Genomic DNA, 24,382 nt, shown 5'->3' with positions numbered 1-24,382 from the left:
GCCGCCGGTTCTACGCTCCGTGTATTCGAGTGCGCCGGCGGCGCGCGGACGAAAGGGAATTGGTGCCCGTAATCGTCGGCATACTTCTGAGCTGGGGAGTGCACAGGTGAGCTGGCAGCCCGTTGGTTCGCTGTGGGCGCGGCTGCCGAGGGAACTCGGTGACGCGGTACGGCCCCGGATCCCGGCGATCGCCCGGAACTGCGTCGAAGGCGTGATGGCCGAGATCGGCGAATGCGCCGAAGTGTTCAGCGACAGCGAGGCTCGCGCCGGCGCCGTCGAGCTGACCCGGCGCAGCATCGAGCGCGCCATCGACCGGGTCGGCGTCCCGGAACTACTGCAGATCGACCTGCTCGCGGACTTCCGCGCGCAGGGCCGGATCGCGTTCCATCAGGGGCTCAGCCGGGAAGCCGCGCAGGCGGCGTTCCGGGTGTCCAGCCGGGTGCTGTGGCGTTCGATCGCCGCCGCCGGCCGTCAGCTGCAGCTCTCCGGCGACGTCCTCTACGGCGCCGCGGAGTGCCTGTTCGGCGACGTCGTCGAGGTGACGATGGCGCTCACCGAGGGCTACAACGCCGCACAGTCCGACGCCACCGGCCCCGCCGAGCAGCGAGCCCGGTTGTTCCGCCTGCTGACCGGCGGCGCGGGATACACCCAGTCCGATGTCGGCGCGCTCGCCGTCGCGATCGGCTGGCGGGTCCCGGAGCAGGTCACCGCGGTCGTTTTCAGCGCGGCCCCCGGCGCCCCTGCGTTCCCCGCGGGGCTGCTTCCTTCCGCGGTACCCGCCGACCTGGTCACCGACGCGCCCGGCGCGCTGGTGGCCTGTCCCGAGATCGATCTCGGGGGCCTGCGGGACCTGCCCACCGGCTGGTCGGCGACGGTGGGGGTGACCGTTCCGGTGGCGGAAGCCGCGGAGTCGTTCCGGATCGCTCGCCGCGCGGCGGGACTGGCGCGGCGCGGGATGATCACCGCGGTCGGCCCGGTGCTGTGGTGCGACGAGCACATCACCACATTGCTGTTGCTGGCCGACGAGTTCCTGCTGGACCAGCTGGCCGGAGAGGCGCTGGAACCGTTGTCGGGACTGACACCGCGGCAGCAGGAGGAACTCGCGGTGACACTGCTGACCCAGGTGCAGACGCGGGGGAGCGCGCCCGAGATCGCCCGCCGGCTCGCCGTGCATCCGCAGACCGTGCGGGCCCGTCTGCGACGGCTTTCCGAGCTGTTCGGGGACCGGCTGGACGACCCGGATCAGCGGCTGCGGATCGAACTCGCGCTGCGCGCGGAACGGCTGCGGCCCGCCGGCGCCTGACGGGCGCCGGCGACCGGGAAGACCCAGCGGCGGTAGCCCCACCAGCGGAAGGCCGAGCCCGCCGCGGTGCCGAGCAGCATGCCGCTGACGAAGTCGGCGATCTCCTGCGCGAGGAAGCTCACCTCGGGGACTTCGAGATGCAGGACGTAACGCGAGATCAGCGGCGGGCACAGGTTGATCGTCACGGCGATCGCGTTGACCACGAAGAACAACGCGGCCTCGTGCACCCCGCGCCTGCCGCCGCGGGTATGGAACGCCCAGCGCCGCGAAAGCAGGTAGGCGAAGGCCGTCGCCACGACGGTCGCGATGGCCAGCGCCGTCACCGGTTTCGCTTGCAGGACGGTGAGTTTGAGCCCGTAATTGGTCCCCAGCGTGAGCGCGAAGGCGGCCAGCCCGACGGTGGCGAAACGGAGAAGCTCTCGTCGCTTCCCGTTCCGCTCACCGCCGGCGGCCGTTCGGTCCCAAGAGGACTCAGGGGCGGTTCTCAGCACCGCGGGCTCAGCAGTTCGACGTCGCCGGGGTACCCGCGACCCGGTCCTTGACGAAGGCGAGCACGTCGGCGTTCCCGGTGTAGACCGCGGTGATGTGGTCGGTGTCGTAGGTCTTCCAGGTCGTCTTGACCCCGGCGGCGCAGTAGGTCTTGTGCAGCGCGTCGGCCTGGGCGAACTGCACGAGCTGGTCCTGGGTGGCGTGGTAGAGGAACACCGGGACCTTGATCGGCGTGGCGCCGAGCTTGTTTTCGTTGAGCCGCTTCACCCACTCGGGCCGCACGTAGCCCGCGCTCGTCGTGTAGTCGGCGATCTTCTGGTTCGCGTAGGTGGTCAGCAGTTCGAAGGTGCAGGCGCTCTTCTGCATCTCCGCCAGTTTCGCGCGCCCGTTGTCGCTGAGGAACGAGTCCAGCTTCAGCTCGGGATAAGCGTTGTCCAGGCCGACGAGGGCGTAGGCGAAGACCCCGAAACCCGCTTTCCCGTCCAGTTGCAGGGTGACCTGCACGAGATCGGCGGGGACACCGCCCGCGGCGACGCCGACGAGGTTCATTTCCGGGGCGTAAGAAGGTTGCAGTTCGCCCGCCCAGGCCGCCGCGCCGCCGCCTTGGGAATAACCGCGGAAGAGGACCTTGGCGTTCGCGGAAAGTTTCGTCTCCGGAAGGCGCTGGGCCGCGCGGACCGCGTCGATCATCGCCGGGCCTTCCGAACGGCCGACCACATACGTCGTCTTCGGGTCCTGGCGGTAGCCCTCGTAGTCGGTGAGCGCGACGGCGTACCCGGCGTCGAGCAGGTCGTCGAGACCGGACTGCTCGTAGAAGGCGCCGATATCGATCATCGCCGACGGCGTGCAGACGAACGCGGGACCATGCGTGCCGGCGCCGAACGAGACGATCGGCGCCGTCGACGGGTCGGCGTTCTTGGGCACGAGCACCGTGCCGGTCACCGCGTCCGGTCGACCGAGGGCGCCGGTGGACAGGTACATCACCTGCCACGCGTTGACGGAATCCTTACGCGGCCCGGCTTTCGAGACACGCGAGCGGATGATGTCACCCGGCTTGCCCGCCGGAAGCGGGGATGGCGGGGTGTAGAACGAGTCGTCGGACGCGGCGGGGACGGCTGAGTTCGCCGGGCTCCCGCTCAGCGCGGTCAGCACGCCGGCGGTCAGGACGATCGCCAGCACGGCGGCGAGCGTGCGGCGGGACGGGCGGGGGAACGAGATCGGCACGGCCGGGCCTCCAGATAGCGCGGGACGGTGTCAGGCGTTGCCGTAGACCTGTTTGCAGGTCGAGGATTCGGCGAAGGCGAGGTTCAGTTCGGGGTTGGCGCGAAGGTGCTTGATGGGACCCTCCGGCTCGCTCAGCCCGCTCATCGTGGTGTCGGCCTCGGCGACCACCTTCTGCAGGCTCGCCTGGTCGGTGACCTTCGCGTCCCGCATCTTCGTCAAGGTGTCGGCGATCTTCGTCTTGGTCTCGCCGAGGGTGGTGGTGGCCTTGTCCACAGCGGACTGTCCCTCCGGGACCGGCGGCGCACCGGCGTTGCGGATACCGCCCGCCATGTCGTCGAGCGCGGAGGAGAGCGAATTCAGGAAGCTCACCATGGCGGTCTTCGTCCCCTGGGGGTTGGCGGGGTCGAACGCGGGCGGCTGGGCCAGTTTCGCCGAGCCCGTCGCGACCCCGGAGCACACCTTGTCCACCCAGGCGAGCGCGGCGGGGTCGGCGTGGTGGGCGGTGTCCAACGGCTCGTCCGTCCCGCAGGCCGCCAGCAGGACCGCCGCGGCGGCGGCGGAGACGGTGGCGAACGCGATTCGCGCTGCCGTGCGGCGCATTCTTTTCATGGTTTCCCCGTCGAATTCGGCGAAAGAGGAGCCGGTGGCCGCGGCCGGGTAGCGGAAACCCGCAGTGGTCGCCGCTGACCGGCTTGCTGAACCGCGAGGTTACTCACGAAAGATTCCGTCAAGCAAGCCGATCGGTGCACCGTAGGGGACGAGAAAAGCGTGATTGGCACGCGCGAGATAATTTCGGCGATTGATGTTGTCACTCGCGTCAGCGGTTCCCGCGACCGTCCCAGGTGGCTCTGTACTGGGGAAACCCACGTGCGTCTACTAGGAACAGGGTGGTCGCACCGTGCCTGGGTGACAATTTACCGAGCGTGTCTCAACTTTTCCGGGTAAGCCCTTGATAGCGGTCCTGTCGCGTCGTTAGTTTACTGTTCGGTTGCGATCCGTCAGACATCGTCGCTACCCGGAGAATTCTCTCGGGCCGATATTAACTGCTCTGGGGAATTGTTGGCCGTTTCGTATCATCGTTGATACCACGGAAGGACGATTGTGAGTCACCGTAGAGGAACAAAGAAGGCGGTCGCCGCCGCCGCTGCCGGCGCCGTGGGGCTTGCCACCGCGGTACTCGTGGTCGGGGCACAGTCCAGTGTCGCCGAGCCGATTTCCCTGTCGCTCAACTACCACTGCAACCTCCCGCTGGTGGGTTCCCAGTCGCTGAAGGTGGTGATCAACACCGATCTCCCGCTGTCGGTCAAGACCGGTCAGCCGACCGGCACGTTCGACATCAAGGCGATCTCCACGATCAACGCGGACACGGTCAGCGGGCTGAACCTGATCGGGGCCACCACCCTCGACGGCCAGGCCATCGCGGCGGCGAACGTCGCGGCACCGGGACTGAACCTCCCGGTCAAGGTGCCCAACGACATCGCCAAGCAGAACATCCCCACCTCGGGTGAGATGACGGTCAACGCGGCGGGCAAGACGCCGTCGTTGACCTTCAACCAGCCCGGCGAGGCGAAGATCACCGTGGGCGACCTGCAGCTGAAGGTCACCCCGCGCAAGGCCGACGGTTCGGTCACCGGGATCACCCCGGACGGCACGATCGACGCGCCGTGCACGCAGGATCCGGGTCAGGCGAACACCCTGGCCACGATCAAGATCGGTGAGGGTGGTGGCGGCACGACCACGACCACCCCGCCGCCGTCCAGCACCACGACCACCCCGCCGCCTTCGAGCACCACCACGCCTCCGGTCACCACGACCCCCGGTGGCGGGCTGAAGTACGCCTTCGGCATCAAGGGCCAGACCGCCCTGAAGGCGCTCGGCAGCACGGCCGCGATCAACGGTGGCTTCGACGCGGACGTGGACCTCGCGTCGAAGAAGTTCACCGGCGACCTGAAGCTCGACCCCTCGTTCACCGCGTTCAAGCTGTTCGGGTTCGTCGAGGGTCGCTCGGACATCAAGGTCGAGCAGGTGGGCAAGCAGACCGGTGAGCTCATCGGCACCGGGTTCAAGGCGAACATCAAGTTCAACGTGTTCCTGACGAGTGTGCAGGTCTTCGGGATCCCCATCAGCAGTGACCCGAAGTGCGGCACGGTCACCCCGTCGACCAGCGAGATGGCCACCGGACCAGGCTTCGACCTGCTCAAGGGCGGGAAGCTGGCCGGCACCTACTCGCTGTCCGCGTTGCAGAACTGCGGTCAGTTGAACGATTTCATCAGCATGTTCGCCAAGAGTGACGGCAACACGCTCGATCTCGACCTCACCAAGAAGTAGCCAGGCAAGCCGGTCCCCGTCGCTGTCGCGGCGGGGACCGGTGCCGTCTCAGGGAAGGCGACCATGCCCCTTCGCTTCACCGTCCGGACGCTGCTCGCGACGGTCCTCATCGTCCTGCTCACCGCCGCCTGCCTGCTGTTCGTCGTGGTCCACCGCGCGGCGGCGGGCACACCCGTGGACAAGAAGTTGTCGTTCACCTGCCCGTTCCCGCTGATCGGGCTGCAGAAACTCGACGTGCACATCAAGGCCGACTTCGACGTCCCCACCGCTCCCGGCGGCACGCTCACGACGTCCGGGCTGACGATCGCCGTCACCGTGCCGGACAAGTCCGCGCGCGGACTGAACCTCGTCGGCGCCACCACGATCGAAGGCACCGCCGCGGCCGGCGTGACGCTGGTCAACGGTGACGCGAAACCGTTCCCGGTGAAGATCCCGCTGAACGTGGCCAAGACCGACATCCCGCAGACCGGCACGTTCACCACGGTGGCGACCGGTCAGGTGCCCGCGGTGACACTGGCGAAACCGGGCAAGACGACGCTGACGATCGGCGACTTCACCACCCGGCTGACCCCGAAGAAGGCCGACGGCTCCTTCACCGGGCTGGGCTCGTTCACCTCGGACTGCACGCTCGACCCGGGCCAGGACGCGACACTGCTTTCCTTCGACCTCGGCGGCACGCCGACCGGCCACCGCTACACGGTCGCCGGGAAGACGACCGTCAAGGCGCTGGGCGCCGCCGCGCCCCTGACCGGTGGCTTCGACCTGAGCCCGACCGCGGCGACCGTCTTCACCGGCGGTCCGGTGTTCGACAAGGCGCACACCGACTTCCGGCTGTTCGGCTTCGTTCCGGGAGCGGCCGATCTCGAGTTCGTCGCCGACGGGCCGCAGGGTGGCGACCTCGCCGGGACGGGGTTCATCGCGCGGCCCCGCTTCACCACCGTCCTGCCGCTCGTCACCCTCGTCGGGATGCCGGTCAGCAGCGGGCCGGGCTGCAAGACGTCGAGCCCGTCGACGGCCGAATTGCGCACCGGAGACGGTTTCACGATGGCCGGTGGCGGCGCGCTGACCGGCACCTACACGCTGGCACCGCTCACCGGCTGCGGCGCTTTCACGCCATACCTGAGCACGTTCGTCCAGGGCGACGGCAACACGTTCGATCTCATGCTGACGCCACGCGTCGCGTGATCCTGAATGGACGACACGCGTGACTGGCCGGACGTCACGCGTGTCCAGACAGACGTCACGCGTGATCAGACACGGGTCTCGCGTGATCAGACGCCGTACACCCGACCCTGCGGTCGTGGGTGACAAGGCCAAGGAGGAAGCGGCCGCGCCGGCGGATGATCCTGCGGTCGCCGATGAGGTGCAGCGGTTGCGGAGGCAGGTCGCTGAGCTGCAGACCGACGCGGCGCGTGACACTTCCGAGTGGTTTTGTACCATCGCCCCCAGGACAAGGGGGCGTTGTGAAGCCGTTGAACACCGGCGAACCCACCGACGTGGGGCGCTACCGGGTGTTCGCCGCGCTCGGCGAGGGCGGGATGGGCCGGGTACTGCTCGGGACCTCATCGGACGGACGCCTGGTCGCGATCAAACAGGTGCACCCGGGATTCGCGCACGATCCCGGCTTCCGCGAGCGGTTCCGCCGCGAGGTCACCGCGTCGCGCATGGTCTCCGGCGCGTACACCGCTCCCGTCATGGACGCCGATCCGGACGCGCCCGTCCCCTGGCTGGCCTCGGTGTTCGTGCCGGGACCGTCGCTGTCGGAAGCCGTGGCCGCCGGCGGGCCGCTGCCGCCGCCCGCGATCCGGCATCTGGCCGCGGGGCTCGCGCTGGCGCTGGGGGACATCCACCGCGCGGGGCTGGTGCACCGCGACCTCAAACCGAGCAACGTCATCCTCACCGGCGACGGCCCCCGGGTGATCGACTTCGGCATCGCCCGCGCTGTCGAGGGCGACTCCGAACTCACGCACACCGGCTCGATCATCGGCTCACCCGGATTCATGTCGCCGGAGCAGGCCGAGGGCAAGCCGCTGACGCCGGCGAGCGACATGTTCTCCCTCGGCGCCCTGCTGGTGATGGCCGCGACCGGGTCGAATCCGTTCACCGGAACGTCCACTCCGCATACCTTGTACAACGTCGTGCACGTCCAGCCCGACCTGCGGTATCTCGATCCCGGACTGCGGCAGCTCGTCGAGCCCTGCCTGGCCAAGGATCCGACGGCCCGGCCTTCCCCCGCCTGGGTGCTGGAGCAGCTCGGCCCGATCGCGCCGACGACGAGCCCTTGGCCGCCGCTGGTGCCGCACCTCATCCAGGCGCAGCAGGCCGAGGTCCGGCTGTTGCTCGACCCGCCCCCGCCGAGGCGCTCCCGGCGCGGGCTGTACGCCGCGCTGGCCGCCGTCGCCGTCGTGGTGGTCGCCGGAGGCACGGTCGCGGCGGTCTCCCTGAACGGGGAGGACCCGCCACCGGCCGTCGCCGCGCCGTCCGAGCCGGCGCCGCCGGACGTGCCGGCCACCACCCCGGTCAACCCGGACCCGCTCGGTCCGGACAACCTGCGCCGCGTCGACTTCTGCAAGGTGCTCGAAGGCCGGGAGGTACCCGGGTTCGGCAAGCTGGGCAAGGAAATCGACATCCACTTCGACACGTGCACGTATTCCACGCCCGCGGGCAAATGGCTGGAGCTCGGCGCCGGTGGCGGCCTGGTCGACGGGGAACCGGCGGGCGAGCTGGAGGGGCTTCCGTTGTACGTCAAGGGGTCCGATGACTCCTGCGGGGCGGCGGTCGCCCTCCCCGGTCTGCCGAACACCAAGCTCAGCACCAGGGTGAATTCGCTGTCCACAAAGGACGAAGCGTGTTCCGTGGTGAAGTCCGCGCTCACCGACGCGGTCAAGCGGATCCGGGCCGGCGGCCACGAGCGGGAGCTTCCGGCGGGCACGCTGGCCCCGCTGGATCCCTGTGCGCTGGTCGGCCCCGCGACGGCGGATCGGCTGATCGGGCCGGTGGTCGCGACGAACCGCGAGCACCTGCACCAGTGTTATTACGACGCGGCCGGCAGCCTCCGGATGAGCCTCGTCCGGGCGTATCCGCCGGTTCAGTCGAAGGACGCCTACTACAGCAGAACCGCGACCCTGGATCTCGGCGGTACCAAGGTGTACCTGGCCGAGAACGACGACGGCGTCGCCCGCTCCAGCTGTTCGCTGACCTGGCAGCATCGGTCCGTCAGTGACCGTGACGGCGAGAACGTGGAACTGACGTTCGGTACCAGTGGTACGAAGCTGACCTCCGCCGAAGCCTGCGAGAAGGCGAAGGGCTTCGCCGAGGTCCTGCTGCAGAAACTCCCGAAACCCTAGGGCTGATCAGTGAAACCGTTGAATCCCGGCGAACCCCGGCAGATCGGCGCCTACCGGATCATCGCCGAAATCGGCGAAGGCGGCATGGGCCGGGTCGTGCTCGGTCTGGCTCCGGACGGCAGGCTCGTCGCGGTCAAGCAGTTGCACGCGCAGTTCGCGCATGATCAGCGCTTCCGGGAACGGTTCCGCCGCGAGGTCACCGCGTCGCGGATGGTCTCCGGGGCCTACACCGCGGCGGTGATGGACGCCGACGCGGAAGCGGAAACCCCTTGGCTGGCCTCGGTCTTCGTCACCGGGCCGTCCCTGAAGGAGGCGGTGGACGCGGCCGGGCCGCTGCCCGTCGAATCGGTACGGCTGCTGGCTTCGGGACTGGCCGCGGCACTGACCGAGATCCACCGTGCGGGACTGATCCACCGGGATCTCAAGCCCAGCAACATCATCCTCACCGGCGACGGCCCCCGGGTGATCGACTTCGGCATCGCCCGCGCGGCCGAGGAAGTGCAGGAACTCACCGGTACGGGCGCGATCATCGGCTCGCCCGCGTTCATGTCCCCGGAGCAGGCCGGAAGCGGCCAGATCACCACGGCGAGCGACGTCTTCTCCCTCGGCGCGATCCTGGTCATGGCCGCCACCGGCCGCGGCCCGTTCACCGGGCCGACAGCGCCGCAGACACTGTATAACGTCGTGCACAGCGTCGCGGACCTCGGCGACGTCCCGGCGGAAATCCGGCAGCTCGCCGAGCCCTGCCTGGCCAAGGACCCGGCGCGGCGCCCGACCCCGGAACAGATCCTGGACTTCCTCGGCCCGGTCCCGCCGGGTGTGGCGCCCTGGCCGCCCGCCGTGCACGCGCGGATCCAGCAGCAGGACGCCGAGGTGCGCTCGGTGCTGGCACTCCCGCTCCCGATCTGGCGTCCGCCGCCGAAGAAGATGGTGCCGCGCACGAAGAAGATCATCGCCGGTGTGGTCTCCGGGGTCGTCTTGCTGCTCGTGGCCGGGATCGTCGCGCTCGGGCTCTCCATCGCCGACTACGCCAAGCCGGAGGATCCGGGGACGACCTCCCTGGCGGTGTCCGAAGCCCTCAGCCTGGAGCGGCTGCGCCTCGTCGACCCGTGCAAGGTCCTCGCCGGCCGGTTCGTCCAGGAGCTCGGCACGCTGACCCCGGAAACGGATCCGACTTACCCGGCCCGGTGCAAGTACACCGGTACCCAAGGTGTCGCTTTCGACCTTCAGCTCGGCGAGGGACTGACGACCAGCGGAATCGAGCGGACGGATCGCGTCGCCGAGGGGCTTCCCCTGCTGCGCAGCACCATCAGCGGAGGTTGCGACTCGGTGGTGCAGCTGCCGTCGAACCGGCAGCTGGGGGTACTCATCCGCAACTCGAACCGGGAAGGCGACCCGTGTGCCATCGCCGACGGCGCGCTCACCGGTGCCCTCACTCGGCTGCGTACACACGAGGTCGATCGGGCCGGCGACCCGGCCAGTCTGCTTCCGCTGGACCCGTGCGCCGTCCCGGACCCGGCGGTCGTCGGCAAGAACATGAAGAACGCGCAGTCCAGTCCGCGGACCCTGCGCATCTGCGAGTGGCAGCAAAACGGGGACTCGCTGACCGTCGTACTCGGCCGAGGCGCGTACTCGCCCGAGGGGTCGCCGGTCGATCTGGGCGGCGGTGTCACCGGCGACATCCGTGAGTTCGGGGACTCGAACTGCACCGTGACCTGGCGACATCGCGCGCTTTCGGACCGGGAGGTCGAACACGTCTCTGTCCGGCTGCTCGCCAAGGAAGGGAGCGGAAGCCCCTGCGATCGGACGAAGGAGATCGCCGTCTCGATCGTCTCGAAGCTGCCGAAACCTTGAGCCGCGGCAGTTGGGGGATCCCCTGAGCGGGCTCGGAAACGGGTCCGCTAGAGTATTCTCAGTACGAACGAGTTCACAGCGCGCGTTTAGCTCAGCGGGAGAGCGCTTCCCTGACACGGAAGAGGTCACTGGTTCAATCCCAGTATCGCGCACCAGGTTCACTTCCCCGGTGAACCGAAGTTCGTACCGCGGGCGATTAGCTCAGGGGGAGAGCGCTTCGTTCACACCGAAGAGGTCACTGGTTCGATCCCAGTATCGCCCACCGCAGTCCTGAGGCCCCATCCTTTCGAGGATGGGGCCTTTTGCGTTGCACGCAACGACTCGAGCATCGGGGTCAGGGTGTCCATGGTCGCCGCGAGGTCGGCCTTGGCGTCGGGGGAGTGGGCGAGCCATACGGCGGCCTCGTTCATCGCCCCGGAAAGCAGGCGCACCAACGGTTCGACGGGTCGCCGCGCCAGAACGCCGTCGGTCATCAACGAGGACAGGGCTTCGGCGAGGTGGCGGGCGCTGGACTCGTCGTCCAGTTCGCGCCAGTCCTGCCAGCCGAGCACGGCCGGGCCGTCCAGCAGCATGATCTGCTGGATTTCCGGGTCGGTCGCGGCACCGAGGAACGCGCGGCAGCCGGCGAGCAGTCCCTCCCAGGGGTCCGCGGCGGCGTCCGCGGCTCGCGCGACCTGCTCGCCCACGTCGTGCTGCACCCGGGCGAGGACGTGCCGGAAGAGTTCCGCCTTGCTGCTGAAGTGGTGGTAGAGCGCGCCTTTGCTGACGCCCGCGGTCTGGGCGATGGTTTCGAGCCCGACGTTGCCGTACCCGTGTTCGGCGAACAGGCGTCGGGCGGTGGCGTTCAGCGCTTCCATCGTCTCTTCGCGCTGCTGCTGTTTCGTGCGGGCCATGCCGGAATCTTGACATACCGACCGTCGGTTGGCTAACTTCGAAGAAACAAACCGACGGTCGGTATTATTCGTGAGACAAGGTGGCACCATGCAGCTGACCAGCTTCTATCCCGTCGTGATGACCGAGCGGATCGCCGAGACGCGCGACTTCTACGTCGGCCACTTCGGCTTCGAGCTCACGTTCGAGGCGGACTGGTACGTCAGCCTCAAACGTGGCGACTGGGAGCTCGCGATCCTCGCGCCGGGCCACGGCACCATCCCCGCCGGGTTCGGTAAGCCCGTGCAGGGCCTCCTGCTCAACTTCGAGGTGGAGGACGCCGACGCCGAGCACGAACGGCTCGTCGTGGAGGCCGGGCTGCCCGAGACGCTTTCCTTGCGCAGCGAGGAGTTCGGACAGCGCCACTTCATCGTCGCCGACCCCAACGGTGTGCTGATCGACGTGATCCAGCAGATTCCGCCGACCGGCGAGTACGCCGCGCAGTTCACCGACGAGGCGCGCCCGAGCTGAGCCCGGAGACGGCCGCGGCCAGTACGAACAGTCCACAAGCGACAGCAGCGGACACCTGAAGCCCGGCGGTGCAAGCGGCCCGCGCGGCGGCGAGTAGTTCGTCCGCCACCGAGGGCGTCAATCCCGTGGCGACGGTTTCGGCCTGCGCCGGGCCCGCCGAGGCGAGTTGACGCACCGAATCGGGGACGCCGGACGGCACCACCAGGTGGCCCGCGTACACCGCGGCCGCCAGGGAACCGAACAACGTCGTGCCGAAGCCCGCACCCAGTTCGTAGCCGGTCTTCTCCACCGCGGCCGCGCCGCCCGCCTGCTCGGCCGGGGTCGCCGAAAGCAGGGTGTCGGTGCTCGACGTCAGCGCGAGCGCCATACCCAGCCCCAGCCCCGCCAGTCCGATGCCCAGCAGTCCCGGCGACGTCAGCGCGGCCGATCCCGCCGCCGGGACCGTCAACGACACCGCGCCCACCACGAACCCGGCCGTGCGGACCCGGGCGTTGCCGAACCGCCCCAGCAGGGCCGGGGCCACCACACTCCCGACGGCCGAAGCGCCGAGCACCAGCAGCAGCCGTGACGCCGCCGCCGTCGGGGAGAGTCCCAGCACCACCTGCAGATACTGGGCGAACAGCAAGCCGAGCCCGACGAGTGTGCTCATCACCAGCAGTACCCCGCCGACGGCGCCCGGCACGCCCGGGAGCCGGAACAGCGTCAGATCCAGCAGCGGCGGATCGGTCCGGCGCTGGCGGCGGAGGAACAGTCCGATGAGGACACACCCGGCCACCCCCGCCGCCAGCCCCAGTATCCACAGCGCGCCCTCGGATCTCGGCTGTCCGACGGCGAACGCGATCCCGAGGACACCGCCCGCCGCGAGCCCCGCGCTGAGCGCGTCCCACGATCGCCGTCCGGGCGGAGTCCGGGGGAGCCACCGCAACGCGAGTACCACGGCGGCCAGGATCACCGGCGGATTCAGCAGGAAGGTCGCGCGCCAGCCCCACGTCTCGACGAGCACGCCGCCCAGCACCGGACCGAACACCGAGCCGGAGCCCGCGATACCGCTGCACACCGCGATCGCCGTCCGGCGGTGCCGCTGCTCCGGGAAGAGTTCCCGCAGCAGCGACATCGTGACCGGCATGATCATCGCGCCGCCGCAGCCGAGCACCGCGCGGGCGGCGAGCAGGGCAGGCACATTCGGGGCGAGCGCACAGGCGAGTGACGCGATCCCGAACACCACGTACCCGGCGACCAGGATCCGACGCCTTCCGTAGCGGTCGCCGAGTGTCCCGAACGGCAGCAGCAGCGGTGCCGCGGTCAGCGGGTAGATCGCCACGATCCACACCTGGGCCGCGGCGCCCGGCCGCAGCTGCCGGACGAGGTCGGGCAACGCGACGTGCAACACGGTCGCGTCCACCGCGACCAGGAACAGCCCGGCGCCGAGCACGGCCAGCAGCGGCCAGGCGCGGATCGCCGGCTCGGCCCGGGCCACCGTCACAGCAGACCCGCCAGATGCCTCGCGACGACGTCGACATGCGGTGGGTCCACAACGGACAGATGGTGCGCGTCGACCGGCACGATCTCCAGTCGTGGGCACAGTTCCGCCCAGCCCGCCGCGAGGTCCGTGCGGGAGTAGCGCGGTTCCATCGCCAGCCCGGCGGCGTACTGCTCGGTCGCCCGGTAGAGCACGACACGGCCGCCGTAGCGGCGTGGCGTACCGCGTTCCGCCGCCAGAGTGTCCAAAAAGGACTGACTTTGGTGCCGGAGCACGCCGGGGCTGAGCAAGCCGGCCTCGGCGACCCGCCGCATGGTCAGCTCGATCTGCTCCTCTTCGGGCAGTGGCGCGAGTTCCTCGTGACCGAGATGGACGGCGCGGCCGTAAGTGCCTTCGACGTAACCGGTGAACCGCAGGAACCTGCGCGCGGACGACGCCCGCGGGTCGAGGTCCGGCTCCGGCAGCGGGAGCATGGTGTCGATCAGCGCGACGAACTCGACCTCGTCGCCTTCTTCCGCGAGCCGCGCCGCGACGCCGTAGGCCAGCGCCCCGCCGAACGACCAGCCCGCCAGCCGGTACGCACCGCCGCGGTGCTGCGCTCGCACCAATGGCAAGAGGTGCTCGACGCGTTCTTCGATGCTGACACCCGGCACGCGCTCGAAGCCGACGCACGGCACCGCCGCGGGCAGCCGGTCCAGCAACGGCCGGTACACGGTGCACGTGCTGCCGCCGGGGTGGAACAGCAGCAGCGGTGCGGTTTCGGCGTCGCCGGGTGAGAGGATGTGCACCGGTCCCCGCTCTTCCCGGGTGTCGAGCACGGCACGGGCGACGTCGGCGATGGCCGCCAGGGAGTCGTGCCGCAGCAGTTCGGCCGCCTCCACCGGGGTGTCGAGTTCCGCCGTGAGCCCCTCCGCGAGCAGTTCCGCCAGCCGGTCCGGCCTGCCGGTCTCGGTCAGCCGAACCTGGGTGCCGCCCGCGTCGGCGCCGGTGTGCTCCTGCCACAGGCGCAGCACCAGGCGATCTGCCGCGTCCCAGGCGCGACCACGTGCCGGACGGGGCTCCTCGTCCTCGCGCGGTGCGAGATCGCGGTTCAGATCGGCGAGCGTGGCGCCGCGCAGCACGGCGGCGGTGTCGGGCTCGGCACCGAACTCACGGCGGACGGCCTCCCGGATCCGGTTGGCCATCAAGGAATCCAGCCCGAGTTCGACCAAGGGGACGTCGGCGTCGATGCGGTCGGGCCGCAATCCCATGACGGCGGCGACGATCTCGGTGAGCCGGTCGCCGCCGGTGTTCCGAACGGGTTCGGGCTCGGTCACGCGGGCCGCGAACGCCGGCGCCCCTTCGGCGGAGGTGTACCAATGCCGCTCGTGCCGCCACGGCATCGGCGGGACGTCGACCAGGCGGGCGCCGTCGTCCGGATCGGCGGGGGTGATCCGGGTGCCCGCGCAGTACAGTTCGGCCGCGGCGGCGCCCAGTGCCCGGACCTCGTCCTGGCCTCGGCGCAGGGTTCCGGTGACGACGGCGTCGACCACTCCTTCGGCTTCGAGTGTCCGCGCGACGGACCCCCGCAGGATCGGGTGCGGCGACACCTCGACGAACACCCGGTGCCCGTCTTCGGCGGCGGCCGCCACGGCCTGCCGGAACCGCACCGGCCGGCGCAGGTGGTCGGCCCAGTACCCGGCGTCGAAGTCTGGCAGCTCCCGCGGATCGGCCAGAACTGTGTCGTACCAGGGAATCGTCGGGCGCCGGCCGGCCAGTTCGGCGAGGGCGGTGCGGAGCCGGCGCAACACGGGCTCGACGCGCACGGAATGCCCGGCGACCTCGACCGGGAGCCGGCGCGCGGTCCGCCCGGCGGCCTCCAACTCCGCGACGAGCCAGTCCAGCACGTCGGCGTCGCCCGCCACGGTCAGCTGACGCGGCGCCGACTCGACGGCGAGTTCGACACCCGGGTACCGCGCCAGATCCTCGGGTTCCAGTTCCACCGCGGCCATCGCCCCGCCCGGTTTCACCTTGCCGAGCAGCCGGGCGCGGGTGGCGACCAGGTGGACGGCCTCGTCGGTGGTGAGCGCTCCACTCACCACGGCGGCGGCCGCGGAACCCAGGGAGTGCCCGATGACGGCCGCGGGGCGGACGCCGAGTGCCTCCCACTGGGCGGCCAGCGCGACCTGCGTCCCGAAGATCGCCACCTGGGTTTCGGGCAGGGACAAAGGATCCGACGTGGTCAGCAGTGTTCGCAGCGACCGTCCGGTGTGCTCGGTGAACAGGTCGCCGAGCTTCTCGACCTGAGCGGTGAAGGCGGGCTCGGCGGCCAGCAGATCGCGGCCCATCCCGGCCCACTGCGAGCCGTGGCCGGAGAACACGAACACCGGGCCGTCGGTGGTCCGGGTGGTGCCGGTGACCGCGCCCGCGGGCAGCGGGTCGGCCCCGGAACCGACGGCCCGCAGCAGCGCCGCCAGTTCGGCGGTGTCCCCGGCGACGAGCGCGGCCCGGTGCGGTGCGCCGTTGTCGCGCCGGAACAACGTGTGCGTGACGTCAGCGAGCGAATTCTCCGGCGTGGCGGGGGAGGCCAGCCAGTCCGCCAGTTGCGTGGCCCGCTCCTCCAGGCGGTCGCGGGTGCGGGCGGACAGCAGCGCGATGCGGACGTCCGTGCGTTCCGGTGCGGGTTCCGGCGTCGGCACCTGTTCGAGGACGACGTGGGCGTTGGTCCCACCGAACCCGAAAGCGGACACCCCGGCGGTGGCCCGGCCGGAAAGGCGGGGCCACGGCGTCGGTTCGGTCACCACCCGCAGCCGCAGATCGTCGAACGGGATATGCGGGTTGGGCGCCGCGAAGTGCAGTTGCGGCGGCAACTCGTCGTGGGTCATGGCCAGCACGACCTTGATCAGCCCGGCGATCCCGGCGGCCGCCTCCGCGTGCGCGATATTCGTCTTCACCGAGCCGATCAGCAGCGGGGCGTCGGCCGTGCGGTCCGCGCCGAGGACGGCGCCGAGCGCGCGAGCCTCGATCGGATCGCCGAGCAGAGTGCCGGTACCGTGCGCTTCGACGTAGTCCACAGTGGATGGATTGAGCCTCGCCCCGTGATAGGCGGTCCGCAGCATTTCCTGCTGGGCGGCGGGATTCGGGGCGGCCATGCCCTGCGAGCGGCCGTCGGAGTTGACCGCGGTGGACCGGATCACCGCGAGCACGCGGTCGCCGTCGTATTCGGCGTCCGCCAACCGCTTGAGCACGACGACGCCGCAGCCCTCGGCGCGGGCGATCCCGTCGGCGCTCGCCGCGAAGGTCTTGCAGCGGCCGTCGCCGGCGAGCAGCCCGGCCGCGGCGAACGCGGCCGTGGGACCGGGCAGCAGCATGAGGTTCACCCCGCCGGCCAGCGCCAGATCCGCCTCGCCGTCACGAAGCGCGCGTACCGCGTGGTGTACCGCGACCAGTGACGACGAGCAGGCGGTGTCCACCGCCATACTCGGCCCGCGCAAGTCGTAGATGTACGAAAGCCGGTTGGCCGAGATGCTGCCCGCCGCGCCGGTGGCCGTCCACAGATCCACGTCGCCGCCGGACATGGTGAGGTGCCCGTAGTCGTGGGTGGAGATCCCGGTGAATACGCCGGTCCGGCTGCCGCGCAACGAAGCCGGGGCGATCCCGGCGTGCTCCAATGCCGCCCAGGCGACCTCCAGGAGCATTCGCTGCTGGGGGTCCATAGTGGACGCCTCACGCGGAGTGATGCCGAAGTGGTCGGCGTCGAATCCGGCCACGTCGTCGAGGAAACCGCCCACGACGGGGGCGGCGTCGGCGCTCCAGCGCCCCGGCGGCGCCACCCGGACGGCGTCCCGTCCGGTGCTCAGCAGATCCCAGAACTCTTCGAGTCCGTTCGCGCCGGGCCAGCGGCAGCCGAGACCGACGACCGCGATGGGGTCGGCCTGACGGCGATCCGTGGCCGCGGGCACGAATTCGGGTTCGGCGCCGCCGGTGAGGGAGCGGGCGAGGTGGTCGATCGTCGGGCTTTCCCACAGCAGGGTGGCGGGCAACGGCGTGCCCAGCAGGTCTTCGAGGTCCGCGGCGATTCCGACGGCCTGACGGGAGGACAGGCCGTAGTCACCGAGCGGGCTGTCGGGTTCGAGCAGGGCGGCGTCGACGCCGGTGTGCTCGGCGACGGTGTCGAGCAGCCAGCGACGCAATGCGGGGGTGTCGAACGTCGGGTTTCTCATCGCGCCAAGGCCTTTCCGTAGTCGCCGGCGAGGTAGCGGTCGCGGCAGGCGCTTCGCGCGATCTTGCCGCTGGAGGTACGCGGGACCAGGCCCGCCGGGACGAGGATCACGGCGCGCAGCGAGAGGCCGTGCGCGTCGGACACGAGCCGCCGGATCGTGGCGGCGAGCGCTCGTTCGTCCGATGTGGACAGACCGGTGTGACCGCGGTGTTCGGCGACGATGACCGCGGCCTCGGTGTCGGTGCCTTCGACGGCGAACGAGGCCACGCTGCCCGGGCGGATGTCGCGGTCGGCGGACGCGGCCGTGGCCTCGACGTCCTGCGGGTAGTGGTTGCGGCCGTCGACGATGAGGAGGTCCTTGATCCGGCCGGCGATGTAGACCTCGCCGTCGTACCGGACGCCGAGGTCGCCGGTGCGCAGCCACGGCCCCTCGGGCAGCCCGTCGTGGTCGCCGGTCAGCCGGGCGCCGAAGGTTTCGGTGCTCTCCAAGGGTTTCTGCCAATAGCCGGTGCCGACGTTGGGCCCGTGGACCCAGATCTCGCCGACCGAGCCGTCTTCGAGCGCGACACCGGTTCCGGGATCGACCAGTGCCACGTGCTGACCCACCGGGACACCGCAGGCGACCAGCCGGAGGCCGTCGTCCGCCTGCCGTGCGGTGCCCGTTCCGAGGGCGGCCCGGTCGAACGTGGTGACGCGCGGAGGCGCGCCGGGCCCGGTGGTGACGAAGACGGTCGCCTCGGCCAGGCCGTAGGCGGGCCGGGTCTTCTCCGGCCGGTAGCCCACTTCGGCGAAAGTGCTGTGGAACCGGTCGAGGACGTCGGGGTTGATCGGTTCGGCGCCGTTGACGATCGCGGCGACGCGGTCGAGCCGCAGCCGGGCGCGGTCGGCTTCGCGGACGCGGCTCGCGCTGTAGTGGAAGGCGAAGTTCGGCGCGGCGCTCCAGCTTCCGTTGTGGTCGCTCAGCAGTTCCAGCCAGCGCACCGGACGTTCGATGAAGGCCAGCGGGTCCATCAGCACCGACCGCATGCCCAGCGCCACCGGCAGGATCAGGCCGAGGACGAGACCCATGTCGTGGAACAGCGGAAGCCACGAGACCGTGGTCGCGGCGGCCGGGTCGATGCCGAGCCCTCGCGCGGCCTGGGTGACGTTGGCCAGCACGTTCGCGTGGGTCAGCACCACACCGGCCGGGGTACGGGTCGAACCGGAGGTGTACTGCAGATACGCCACGTCGTCCGGCGCCGCGTCCGGTGCGGGCCACGAGCGCGCGGGCCCTTCGCCCGGCTCGTCCACCGCGACGACGGCGACGTTCTCGCCACCGGGCAGACCGGCGAGGAATTCCCGGACCGACTCCTCGGCCGCGGCGGTGGTGACGACGGCGGTGGGGGCGCAGTCGGTGAGCACCGCGGCGAGCCGTCCCGCGTGCCCGGGCAGCCCGGGGTCGAACAGCGGCACGGTGATCGCGCCCGCGGTGATCGCGGCGAGGAAGCCGACGACGTACTCCGTGCTCTGCGGGCACAGCACGGCGACGCGGTCACCGGGCCGCACGGGAAGTGTGCCCGCGACGAAGTCGACGCGCTCCTGGAGTTGTTGCCAGGTCAGGGTCCGGCGTCGCCCGTCGCGATCGGTGGAGAAGTCGGCGAAGGTCAGCGCGGGCCGGTCTCCCGCGACTTCCGCCCAATGCCGGAGGCAGGCGGGGAGGGTGGTGCCGGCTGCCGCGGGCAAGGTTTCGGGGGCCAGAGACATGGCTTCTCCTCGGGGTTGAGCGGGGTCGAGCGGGGTGCGTTCAGCGGCCGAGCCGGTTCGCGGCGTGCCGCCAGGCGGTGACGGCCAGGGTGTCCAGGTCGACGCCGGTGCTTCCGGCGTCGCGGAGCACGACCAGCACGTCGTCGGCGGCGATGGCGACGGTGCGCAGGCGAAGTCCGGGCAGCTCGGGGGGCTGGCCGGGCAACGTCAGGAGTTGTTCGTAGGAAAGGGTTTTCGTACCGGGCACGGAAGGTCCTGGCCGGACGGTGATGGTCGACATCGCTGTGCCCGCCGGATCGTCGACGGTCACTTCGGCGCACCGGGCGGCCCGGGCGGCCCAGGCCGTCAGATCGGGTGGATTCGTCGTGCGCGCGACCAGTTCGGAGACCTGCCCGCCGGGGACCGTGGACTGGAAGCCCTGGCCGGACGCCTCCGCTGTGACCAGCCTGCCGTGGACGACGTCGCCGCACTCGCCGGTTCCGTCGTCCTTCCGGTCCGAAGCGGACATCGCGGCCCGCAGGTCGAAGCCGTCGCGTGCGGCGGCGGGCAGTGCCTCCGGCGGCAGCAGCGCGGACGGTGGAACGGCGGGCGACGGTGCCGGTGAAGCGGACGGCGAAGTCGCGGGAGGGGCCGCGAGAACCGTTTCCGCAGTCGCTCCTGAAATGGTGGCCGCTCCTGAAATGGTGGTCGCCGCGGCCGCGGTGGCGAGGAACGCGGTGGCGCGGGCCCGCCACTTCGGTGGCGGTAAACGAGAATTCGGGCGAATTCGGGCAGTCATGAATAGCCCTTTCTTCAAGGATCCTGATGGGTGCTGTCCCCGCGTTGGGACACAGGCGCCGGGGTCGCGTCAGTGCACGCCGAGCCCGGTCGGCACGACGAAGGCTACGGCGGGAAATCGAATACCGGAAGGTATCAAGAGAACGTAAATGCCCTTCGTGTACTGGGTGTGACCTGGGACTTCGGGTCTTTTCGCTGGTGCGTGACCAAGTCTGGTACCACCGTGCCACAGTGGCTCACTGTCCGTGAGCGACGGGTCACCCGGGTGGGGGATGCGAGCGTATTTCGTGTTTCCCTGGCATTCACATTGTCCTCCCGGATGCTGGACAGGACAATTGCTAGGAAGGGTCTCTTCCGCTTAACGTGTCCGGCATCCACGGATTTCATTTCGGGGTAATCGCCGTCACATTTCCTGTTTCGATCGAGCGACCGTGCAAAGGATTACGTATGCGCATGACTTCGAGGCGGCCGCGGGCCGTCGCGCTGGTGACGGCCCTGGCGTGCGCGCTGGCGAGTGTCGCCGCGACGCCGGCGCAGGCCGCTGCTGTTCCGGACGCCCGGGCCGACGACGGCTCGCACGTCGTCGCCCAGACCACTGTGGACGGTGATCCGCGGATGCTGGACCTCACGGTGCGCTCGGTCGGAGTCGGGAGCTACGCGATGGTCCGGGTGATCCTCCCGGCGGGCTGGCAAGCCGAGCCGGACCGGAAGTGGCCGGCGGTGTACCTGCTGGCCGGAGAGACTCGCCTGCAGGATTACCGCGGCTGGACCGCCAACACCGACGTCCGGCGTCTCGCCGACGAATCCGGCGTCCTGGTGGTGATGCCGGGTTCCGGTTCGGCCGGGTTCTTCTCGGACTGGTGGAACTACGGCAAGGACATCGTGGCGAACCAGTGGGAGACGTTCACCGCCGTCGAGGTACCGCAACTGATCGACCGCGGCTATCGCGGGGACGGGCGGCGAGCCGCGGCCGGGCTGTCGCTCGGCGGGTACGGCGCGGTGGAACTCGCCGCGCGGCGGCCCGGCGTGTTCCGCTTCGCCGGGTCGTTCAGCGGGAATCTCAATCCCACCGGCCCGTACGGCGAACTGCTGACCGGGGCGATCGTCGGCTCGGCCCGGCTCGACCCCGAAGCGCTCTGGGGTGACCGGCGGCGCGAGGCGTCCCGCTGGGACGCGCACGATCCGGTGGTGAACGCCGACCGCCTGCGGGGCACGGAGTTGTACCTGTCGACGGGCAACGGCCTGCCCGGGCCGTTCGACGGCAAGCTCCCGATCGACGTCCTGCCCGGCGCGATGCTGCTCGAATTCCTCTGCAGCGGCCAGACCATCGCGATGGCGGACCGGCTGAACCGCCTCGGCGTCCCGGTGACGTCGGACTTCTACGGTCCGGGTACGCACCACTGGGCGTACTGGCAGGACCAGTTGCACAAGACCTGGCCTCGGATGCTGCGAGTGCTGGACGCTCCTGCCAAGACAGGGGAGGCGTCATGACCCGGCTGTCCTATGTGGTCACCGGGGCTTCGAGCGGCATCGGCCGGGCTTGCGTGACGGAACTGGTCCGCCGGGGCGCGCACGTGTGGGCGAGTGTGCGCACCGACGCGGATGAAACGGAACTCGCCCGTGTCCACGGCGACGCGGTGAGCGTGCTGCGGATGGATCTGCGGGACGAGGCCTCCATCGCGGAGTGCGGGGAGAAGGTCGCGGCGGCGGGACCGTTGCAGGGCCTGGTGAACAACGCCGGGATGGCGCGTCCGGGCCCCTTGGAACATGTGCCGCTCGAAGTGTTCCGGCAGCAGCTGGAGGTGAACGTCACCGGCCAGCTCGCGGTCACGCAGGCGATGTTGCCCGCGCTGCGCGCCGCGACGAGGGCACGGGTGGTGACCGTCGGTTCCATCGGCGGTCGCATCGCCGGGCCCATGGTCGGGCCGTACCACACGTCGAAGTTCGCCTTGGTCGGCTTGACCGACACCCTGCGCGCCGAGCTGGCCCCGTCCGGCATCGGCGTCGTCCTCGTGGAACCCGGCGCGGTGGCCACGGCGATCTGGCCCCGCGCCCGCGCGGCGGCCGAGGAGGTGCGCGCGTCCTTGCCGGACGCCGCCCGGGAAAGGTATGCGGCACAACTGGAAGAGGCCGAACGGAGCGCGGATCGCTCGGCGCGGTCCGGGGTGCCGCCGGAACAGGCCGCGCTGGTCGTCGTCCGGGCGCTGACCACCCGCCGCCCCGCTCCGCGCTATCTCGTCGGATGGGACGCGCGATTCGCCGCGGTGCTGGCGAATCTGCCGTTCCGGCTCCGCTACCGGTTGACGGCGGCGAAGCAGTGAGCCGGCTCATCGTGGTCGTCGCGCCCGGTTCGCGGGGCGACGTCCAGCCCTGTGTCGCGCTCGGCCGTGGTCTCGCCGTCGACGGAGACCGGGTGCGGATTCTCGCGGCGGAGCGGTTCCGGTCGCTGGTGACCGGGTACGGCCTGGAGTTCGCGCCGCTCTCGGCCGATCCCGCCGAGGTGCTGGGCTCGGCCGCCGGCCGCGAGTGGACGGAGGGCGGGCGCAATCCCGCGACGTTCCTGCGAGGGCTGCGAGGTGCGCTGGCGCCGGTACTGGAGCGGCTGCTGGCCGACGCGCAGGACGGCGCGGCCGGGGCGGACCTCGTGCTCGCGCCGACGCTCGGCTTCCTCGGCGCGCACCTGGGCGCCTCGCTCGGTATTCCCGATGTCGAACTCCACTACCAGCCCAGCGTGCCGACGCGCGCGTTCGCGCATCCCTTGCTGCCCTGGGCGGGACGGCTCGGGCCGTGCGGGCGCCGGTTGAGCTTCGACGCCGTCGACACCCTCGCCTGGCAGGTGCTGCGGCCCGAGGTGGACCGCTGGCGGATCGGCTCACTCGGCCTGCCCCCGGCCGGGTGGTGCGGGCCACGGCGTCGCGAAACCCCGGTGCTGTGCGGGTTTTCCGACGCCGTGGTGCCGCGGCCGCGAGACTGGCCCGCCCGGGTCCACGTCACCGGTTACTGGTTCCTCGAACCCGCCGCCGGATGGCGCCCGGACCCGCGTCTGCGGGACTTCCTCGCCGCCGGACCCCCTCCGGTGTACGTCGGATTCGGCAGCATGCGGCCGTCAGAGGCCGAACGGACGTTCGCCGCCGTGCGCACGGCACTGCGCGAAGTCGGGTTGCGCGGCCTTCTCGGCACCGACGAGGACGTCGACGACGGCGACGATCTGCTGGCGGTCCAGGACGTTCCGCACGCGTGGCTGTTCCCTCGCACCGCGGCGGTCGTGCACCACGGCGGCGCGGGCACGACCGCGGCGGCGTTGCGCGCGGGCGTCCCGGCACTGGTCTGCCCGGTCTTTTCCGATCAGCCCTACTGGGGCGACAGGGTTTCCCGGCTGGGCGCCGGACCCCGGCCACTGCCGTTGCGGGACCTCACCGCGGAAAGCCTGACCACGCGGCTCCTGGAGCTGTCGGGCAACCTCCTGTTCCGCCGTGGTGCCCAGTACGTCGCCGCGCGCCTGCGTGAGGAGGACGGTGTGGCGCGGGCCCGCGAAGTGCTGCGGGACGTGCTCGGTCAGGAGCCGGCCTCCGTGAGGTGAGCGGTGAGGCGGGTGAAGCACGACTGCCAGCCTTCGATATGGCCGTCGCGGTCCGCCACGGTCTCGAAGATCGCCTGGTGGAACGACATTTCGGTCTTGCCGTCGCGATCGGAGAGGACGATCGTGACCAAGGTGTCGTGGCCCGGCGAGCCGTCCGGTTCCTCCCAGGCGAAACTGAAGACGAGCCGTTCCGGCGGAACGATCTCGTGGTAGACGCCGGAGGCCCACAAGTCCGTCTCGCCGTCGCCGATGCAGATACGCCACCGGCCGCCCTCGGTGAGGTTGACTGTGCAGGACTTGGCGGAGAATCCCTCCGGCCCCCACCAGCGGGCGAGATGATCCGGGTCGGTCCAGACCCGGAAGGCGAGTTCGCGGGGTGCGTCGAGCAGACGCGTGATCGTCAGGTCCGTCATCGTTCGCATTTCTGTCGCAACGTGTTCAACCACTTAGTTGAGTAACCTACCGCACCACGCGCTCCCGAACGTGACTGGACGGACGACACCTGTGACCGGATGGACGACACGTGTGACTGGACGGACGACACGCCCGCGACCGGATTCCACCCCGTGTCGTCCGTCTGAACACGCTCGCCGTCCGTCTGGACACGCGTGCCGTCCCTGCGGTCACACGAAACCGCCGCCCGCGCACCAGCCCG

Annotated in this window: 18 protein-coding genes and 2 tRNA genes; 11 read left to right on the top strand and 9 right to left on the bottom strand. The window is 70.4% G+C overall.

All coding sequences use genetic code 11. The features are described from left to right. The first annotated feature begins 106 nt into the window (after positions 1–106). On the top strand, positions 107–1,303 hold the full coding sequence (locus ACLJRL_RS28360) for a helix-turn-helix domain-containing protein (protein ID WP_410659343.1): 1,197 nt from the start codon (positions 107–109) through the stop codon (positions 1,301–1,303). Here the strand turns inward: ACLJRL_RS28360 and ACLJRL_RS28355 are convergent. Genes ACLJRL_RS28355 through ACLJRL_RS28345 form a run of 3 tightly spaced genes read right to left on the bottom strand, consistent with a single transcriptional unit; the run spans position 1,243 to position 3,616 of the window. Next, on the bottom strand, positions 1,243–1,794 hold the full coding sequence (locus tag ACLJRL_RS28355) for a GtrA family protein (RefSeq protein ID WP_410659342.1): 552 nt from the start codon (positions 1,792–1,794) through the stop codon (positions 1,243–1,245). The two genes, ACLJRL_RS28360 and ACLJRL_RS28355, sit on opposite strands and share 61 nt — an antisense overlap. Before the next feature lie 7 nt (positions 1,795–1,801). Beyond that, positions 1,802–3,016 (bottom strand): lipase family protein, encoded by a 1,215-nt coding sequence (locus ACLJRL_RS28350; RefSeq protein ID WP_410659341.1) that lies wholly within the window; start codon positions 3,014–3,016, stop codon positions 1,802–1,804. Between the two features lie 30 nt (positions 3,017–3,046). Continuing rightward, positions 3,047–3,616, bottom strand: a complete 570-nt coding sequence (locus ACLJRL_RS28345; RefSeq protein WP_410659340.1) for a hypothetical protein — start codon at positions 3,614–3,616, stop codon at positions 3,047–3,049. 501 nt (positions 3,617–4,117) lie between these two features. Between ACLJRL_RS28345 and ACLJRL_RS28340 the strand changes: the two genes are divergently transcribed. The 6 genes from ACLJRL_RS28340 (at position 4,118) to ACLJRL_RS28315 (ending at position 10,807) form a co-directional block, all read left to right on the top strand. After that, positions 4,118–5,344 (top strand): DUF6801 domain-containing protein, encoded by a 1,227-nt coding sequence (locus tag ACLJRL_RS28340; protein ID WP_410659339.1) that lies wholly within the window; start codon positions 4,118–4,120, stop codon positions 5,342–5,344. Positions 5,345–5,407: 63 nt separating this feature from the next. Continuing rightward, complete coding sequence (locus tag ACLJRL_RS28335; RefSeq protein ID WP_410659338.1) at positions 5,408–6,529, top strand: DUF6801 domain-containing protein; 1,122 nt, start codon at positions 5,408–5,410, stop codon at positions 6,527–6,529. Between the two features lie 278 nt (positions 6,530–6,807). Next, on the top strand, positions 6,808–8,691 hold the full coding sequence (locus ACLJRL_RS28330; RefSeq protein WP_410659337.1) for a serine/threonine-protein kinase: 1,884 nt from the start codon (positions 6,808–6,810) through the stop codon (positions 8,689–8,691). Positions 8,692–8,700: 9 nt separating this feature from the next. Further along, the gene (locus ACLJRL_RS28325) at positions 8,701–10,545 is read left to right on the top strand and encodes a serine/threonine-protein kinase (protein WP_410659336.1); all 1,845 of its coding nucleotides are present in this window, start codon (positions 8,701–8,703) and stop codon (positions 10,543–10,545) included. A gap of 80 nt (positions 10,546–10,625) precedes the next feature. Continuing rightward, positions 10,626–10,700, top strand: a tRNA-Val gene (locus ACLJRL_RS28320). A 35-nt stretch (positions 10,701–10,735) separates the two neighbouring features. Next, positions 10,736–10,807 (top strand) — tRNA-Val (locus tag ACLJRL_RS28315). Here the strand turns inward: ACLJRL_RS28315 and ACLJRL_RS28310 are convergent. Next, a complete protein-coding gene (locus ACLJRL_RS28310) occupies positions 10,767–11,402 on the bottom strand; it encodes a TetR/AcrR family transcriptional regulator (RefSeq protein ID WP_410659359.1) in 636 nt (211 codons plus the stop codon). The genes ACLJRL_RS28315 and ACLJRL_RS28310 overlap by 41 nt on opposite strands. Positions 11,403–11,526: 124 nt before the next feature. Here ACLJRL_RS28310 and ACLJRL_RS28305 point away from each other — a divergent pair, with 124 nt between their 5' ends. After that, a complete protein-coding gene (locus tag ACLJRL_RS28305; RefSeq protein ID WP_410659335.1) occupies positions 11,527–11,946 on the top strand; it encodes a VOC family protein in 420 nt (139 codons plus the stop codon). Here ACLJRL_RS28305 and ACLJRL_RS28300 read toward each other — a convergent pair. The 4 genes from ACLJRL_RS28300 to ACLJRL_RS28285 are packed head-to-tail and all read right to left on the bottom strand — an operon-like array spanning position 11,921 to position 20,148. Further along, a complete protein-coding gene (locus tag ACLJRL_RS28300; protein WP_410659334.1) occupies positions 11,921–13,429 on the bottom strand; it encodes an MFS transporter in 1,509 nt (502 codons plus the stop codon). The two genes, ACLJRL_RS28305 and ACLJRL_RS28300, sit on opposite strands and share 26 nt — an antisense overlap. After that, complete coding sequence (locus ACLJRL_RS28295) at positions 13,426–17,628, bottom strand: beta-ketoacyl synthase N-terminal-like domain-containing protein (RefSeq protein WP_410659333.1); 4,203 nt, start codon at positions 17,626–17,628, stop codon at positions 13,426–13,428. The genes ACLJRL_RS28300 and ACLJRL_RS28295 overlap by 4 nt, the downstream gene beginning before the upstream one ends. After that, positions 17,625–19,370 carry a fatty acyl-AMP ligase gene (locus ACLJRL_RS28290; protein WP_410659332.1) on the bottom strand — a complete coding sequence of 582 codons (1,746 nt, stop codon included), beginning with the start codon at positions 19,368–19,370 and terminating at the stop codon, positions 17,625–17,627. The genes ACLJRL_RS28295 and ACLJRL_RS28290 overlap by 4 nt, the downstream gene beginning before the upstream one ends. A 40-nt stretch (positions 19,371–19,410) precedes the next feature. After that, positions 19,411–20,148: a hypothetical protein gene (locus ACLJRL_RS28285; RefSeq protein WP_410659331.1), complete on the bottom strand. Its 738-nt coding sequence runs from the start codon at positions 20,146–20,148 to the stop codon at positions 19,411–19,413. A 446-nt stretch (positions 20,149–20,594) separates the two neighbouring features. Between ACLJRL_RS28285 and ACLJRL_RS28280 the strand changes: the two genes are divergently transcribed. From ACLJRL_RS28280 to ACLJRL_RS28270, 3 genes are read left to right on the top strand one after another with little or no spacing between them, the layout of a single operon-like run. Continuing rightward, positions 20,595–21,638: an alpha/beta hydrolase gene (locus ACLJRL_RS28280; protein ID WP_410659330.1), complete on the top strand. Its 1,044-nt coding sequence runs from the start codon at positions 20,595–20,597 to the stop codon at positions 21,636–21,638. Beyond that, positions 21,635–22,468: an SDR family NAD(P)-dependent oxidoreductase gene (locus tag ACLJRL_RS28275; protein ID WP_410659329.1), complete on the top strand. Its 834-nt coding sequence runs from the start codon at positions 21,635–21,637 to the stop codon at positions 22,466–22,468. The genes ACLJRL_RS28280 and ACLJRL_RS28275 overlap by 4 nt, the downstream gene beginning before the upstream one ends. After that, positions 22,465–23,727, top strand: a complete 1,263-nt coding sequence (locus ACLJRL_RS28270; RefSeq protein ID WP_410659328.1) for a glycosyltransferase — start codon at positions 22,465–22,467, stop codon at positions 23,725–23,727. The genes ACLJRL_RS28275 and ACLJRL_RS28270 overlap by 4 nt, the downstream gene beginning before the upstream one ends. Here ACLJRL_RS28270 and ACLJRL_RS28265 read toward each other — a convergent pair. Further along, on the bottom strand, positions 23,703–24,140 hold the full coding sequence (locus ACLJRL_RS28265) for an SRPBCC family protein (protein WP_410659327.1): 438 nt from the start codon (positions 24,138–24,140) through the stop codon (positions 23,703–23,705). The genes ACLJRL_RS28270 and ACLJRL_RS28265 overlap by 25 nt on opposite strands. Positions 24,141–24,382 lie beyond the last annotated feature (242 nt).

This window comes from Amycolatopsis sp. lyj-112, from assembly GCF_046549055.1.
Taxonomy (GTDB): Bacteria; Actinomycetota; Actinomycetes; order Mycobacteriales; family Pseudonocardiaceae; genus Amycolatopsis.
The sequence above is the reverse complement of the archived record's forward strand: the minus strand, read 5'-3'. Positions and strand labels throughout refer to the sequence as shown.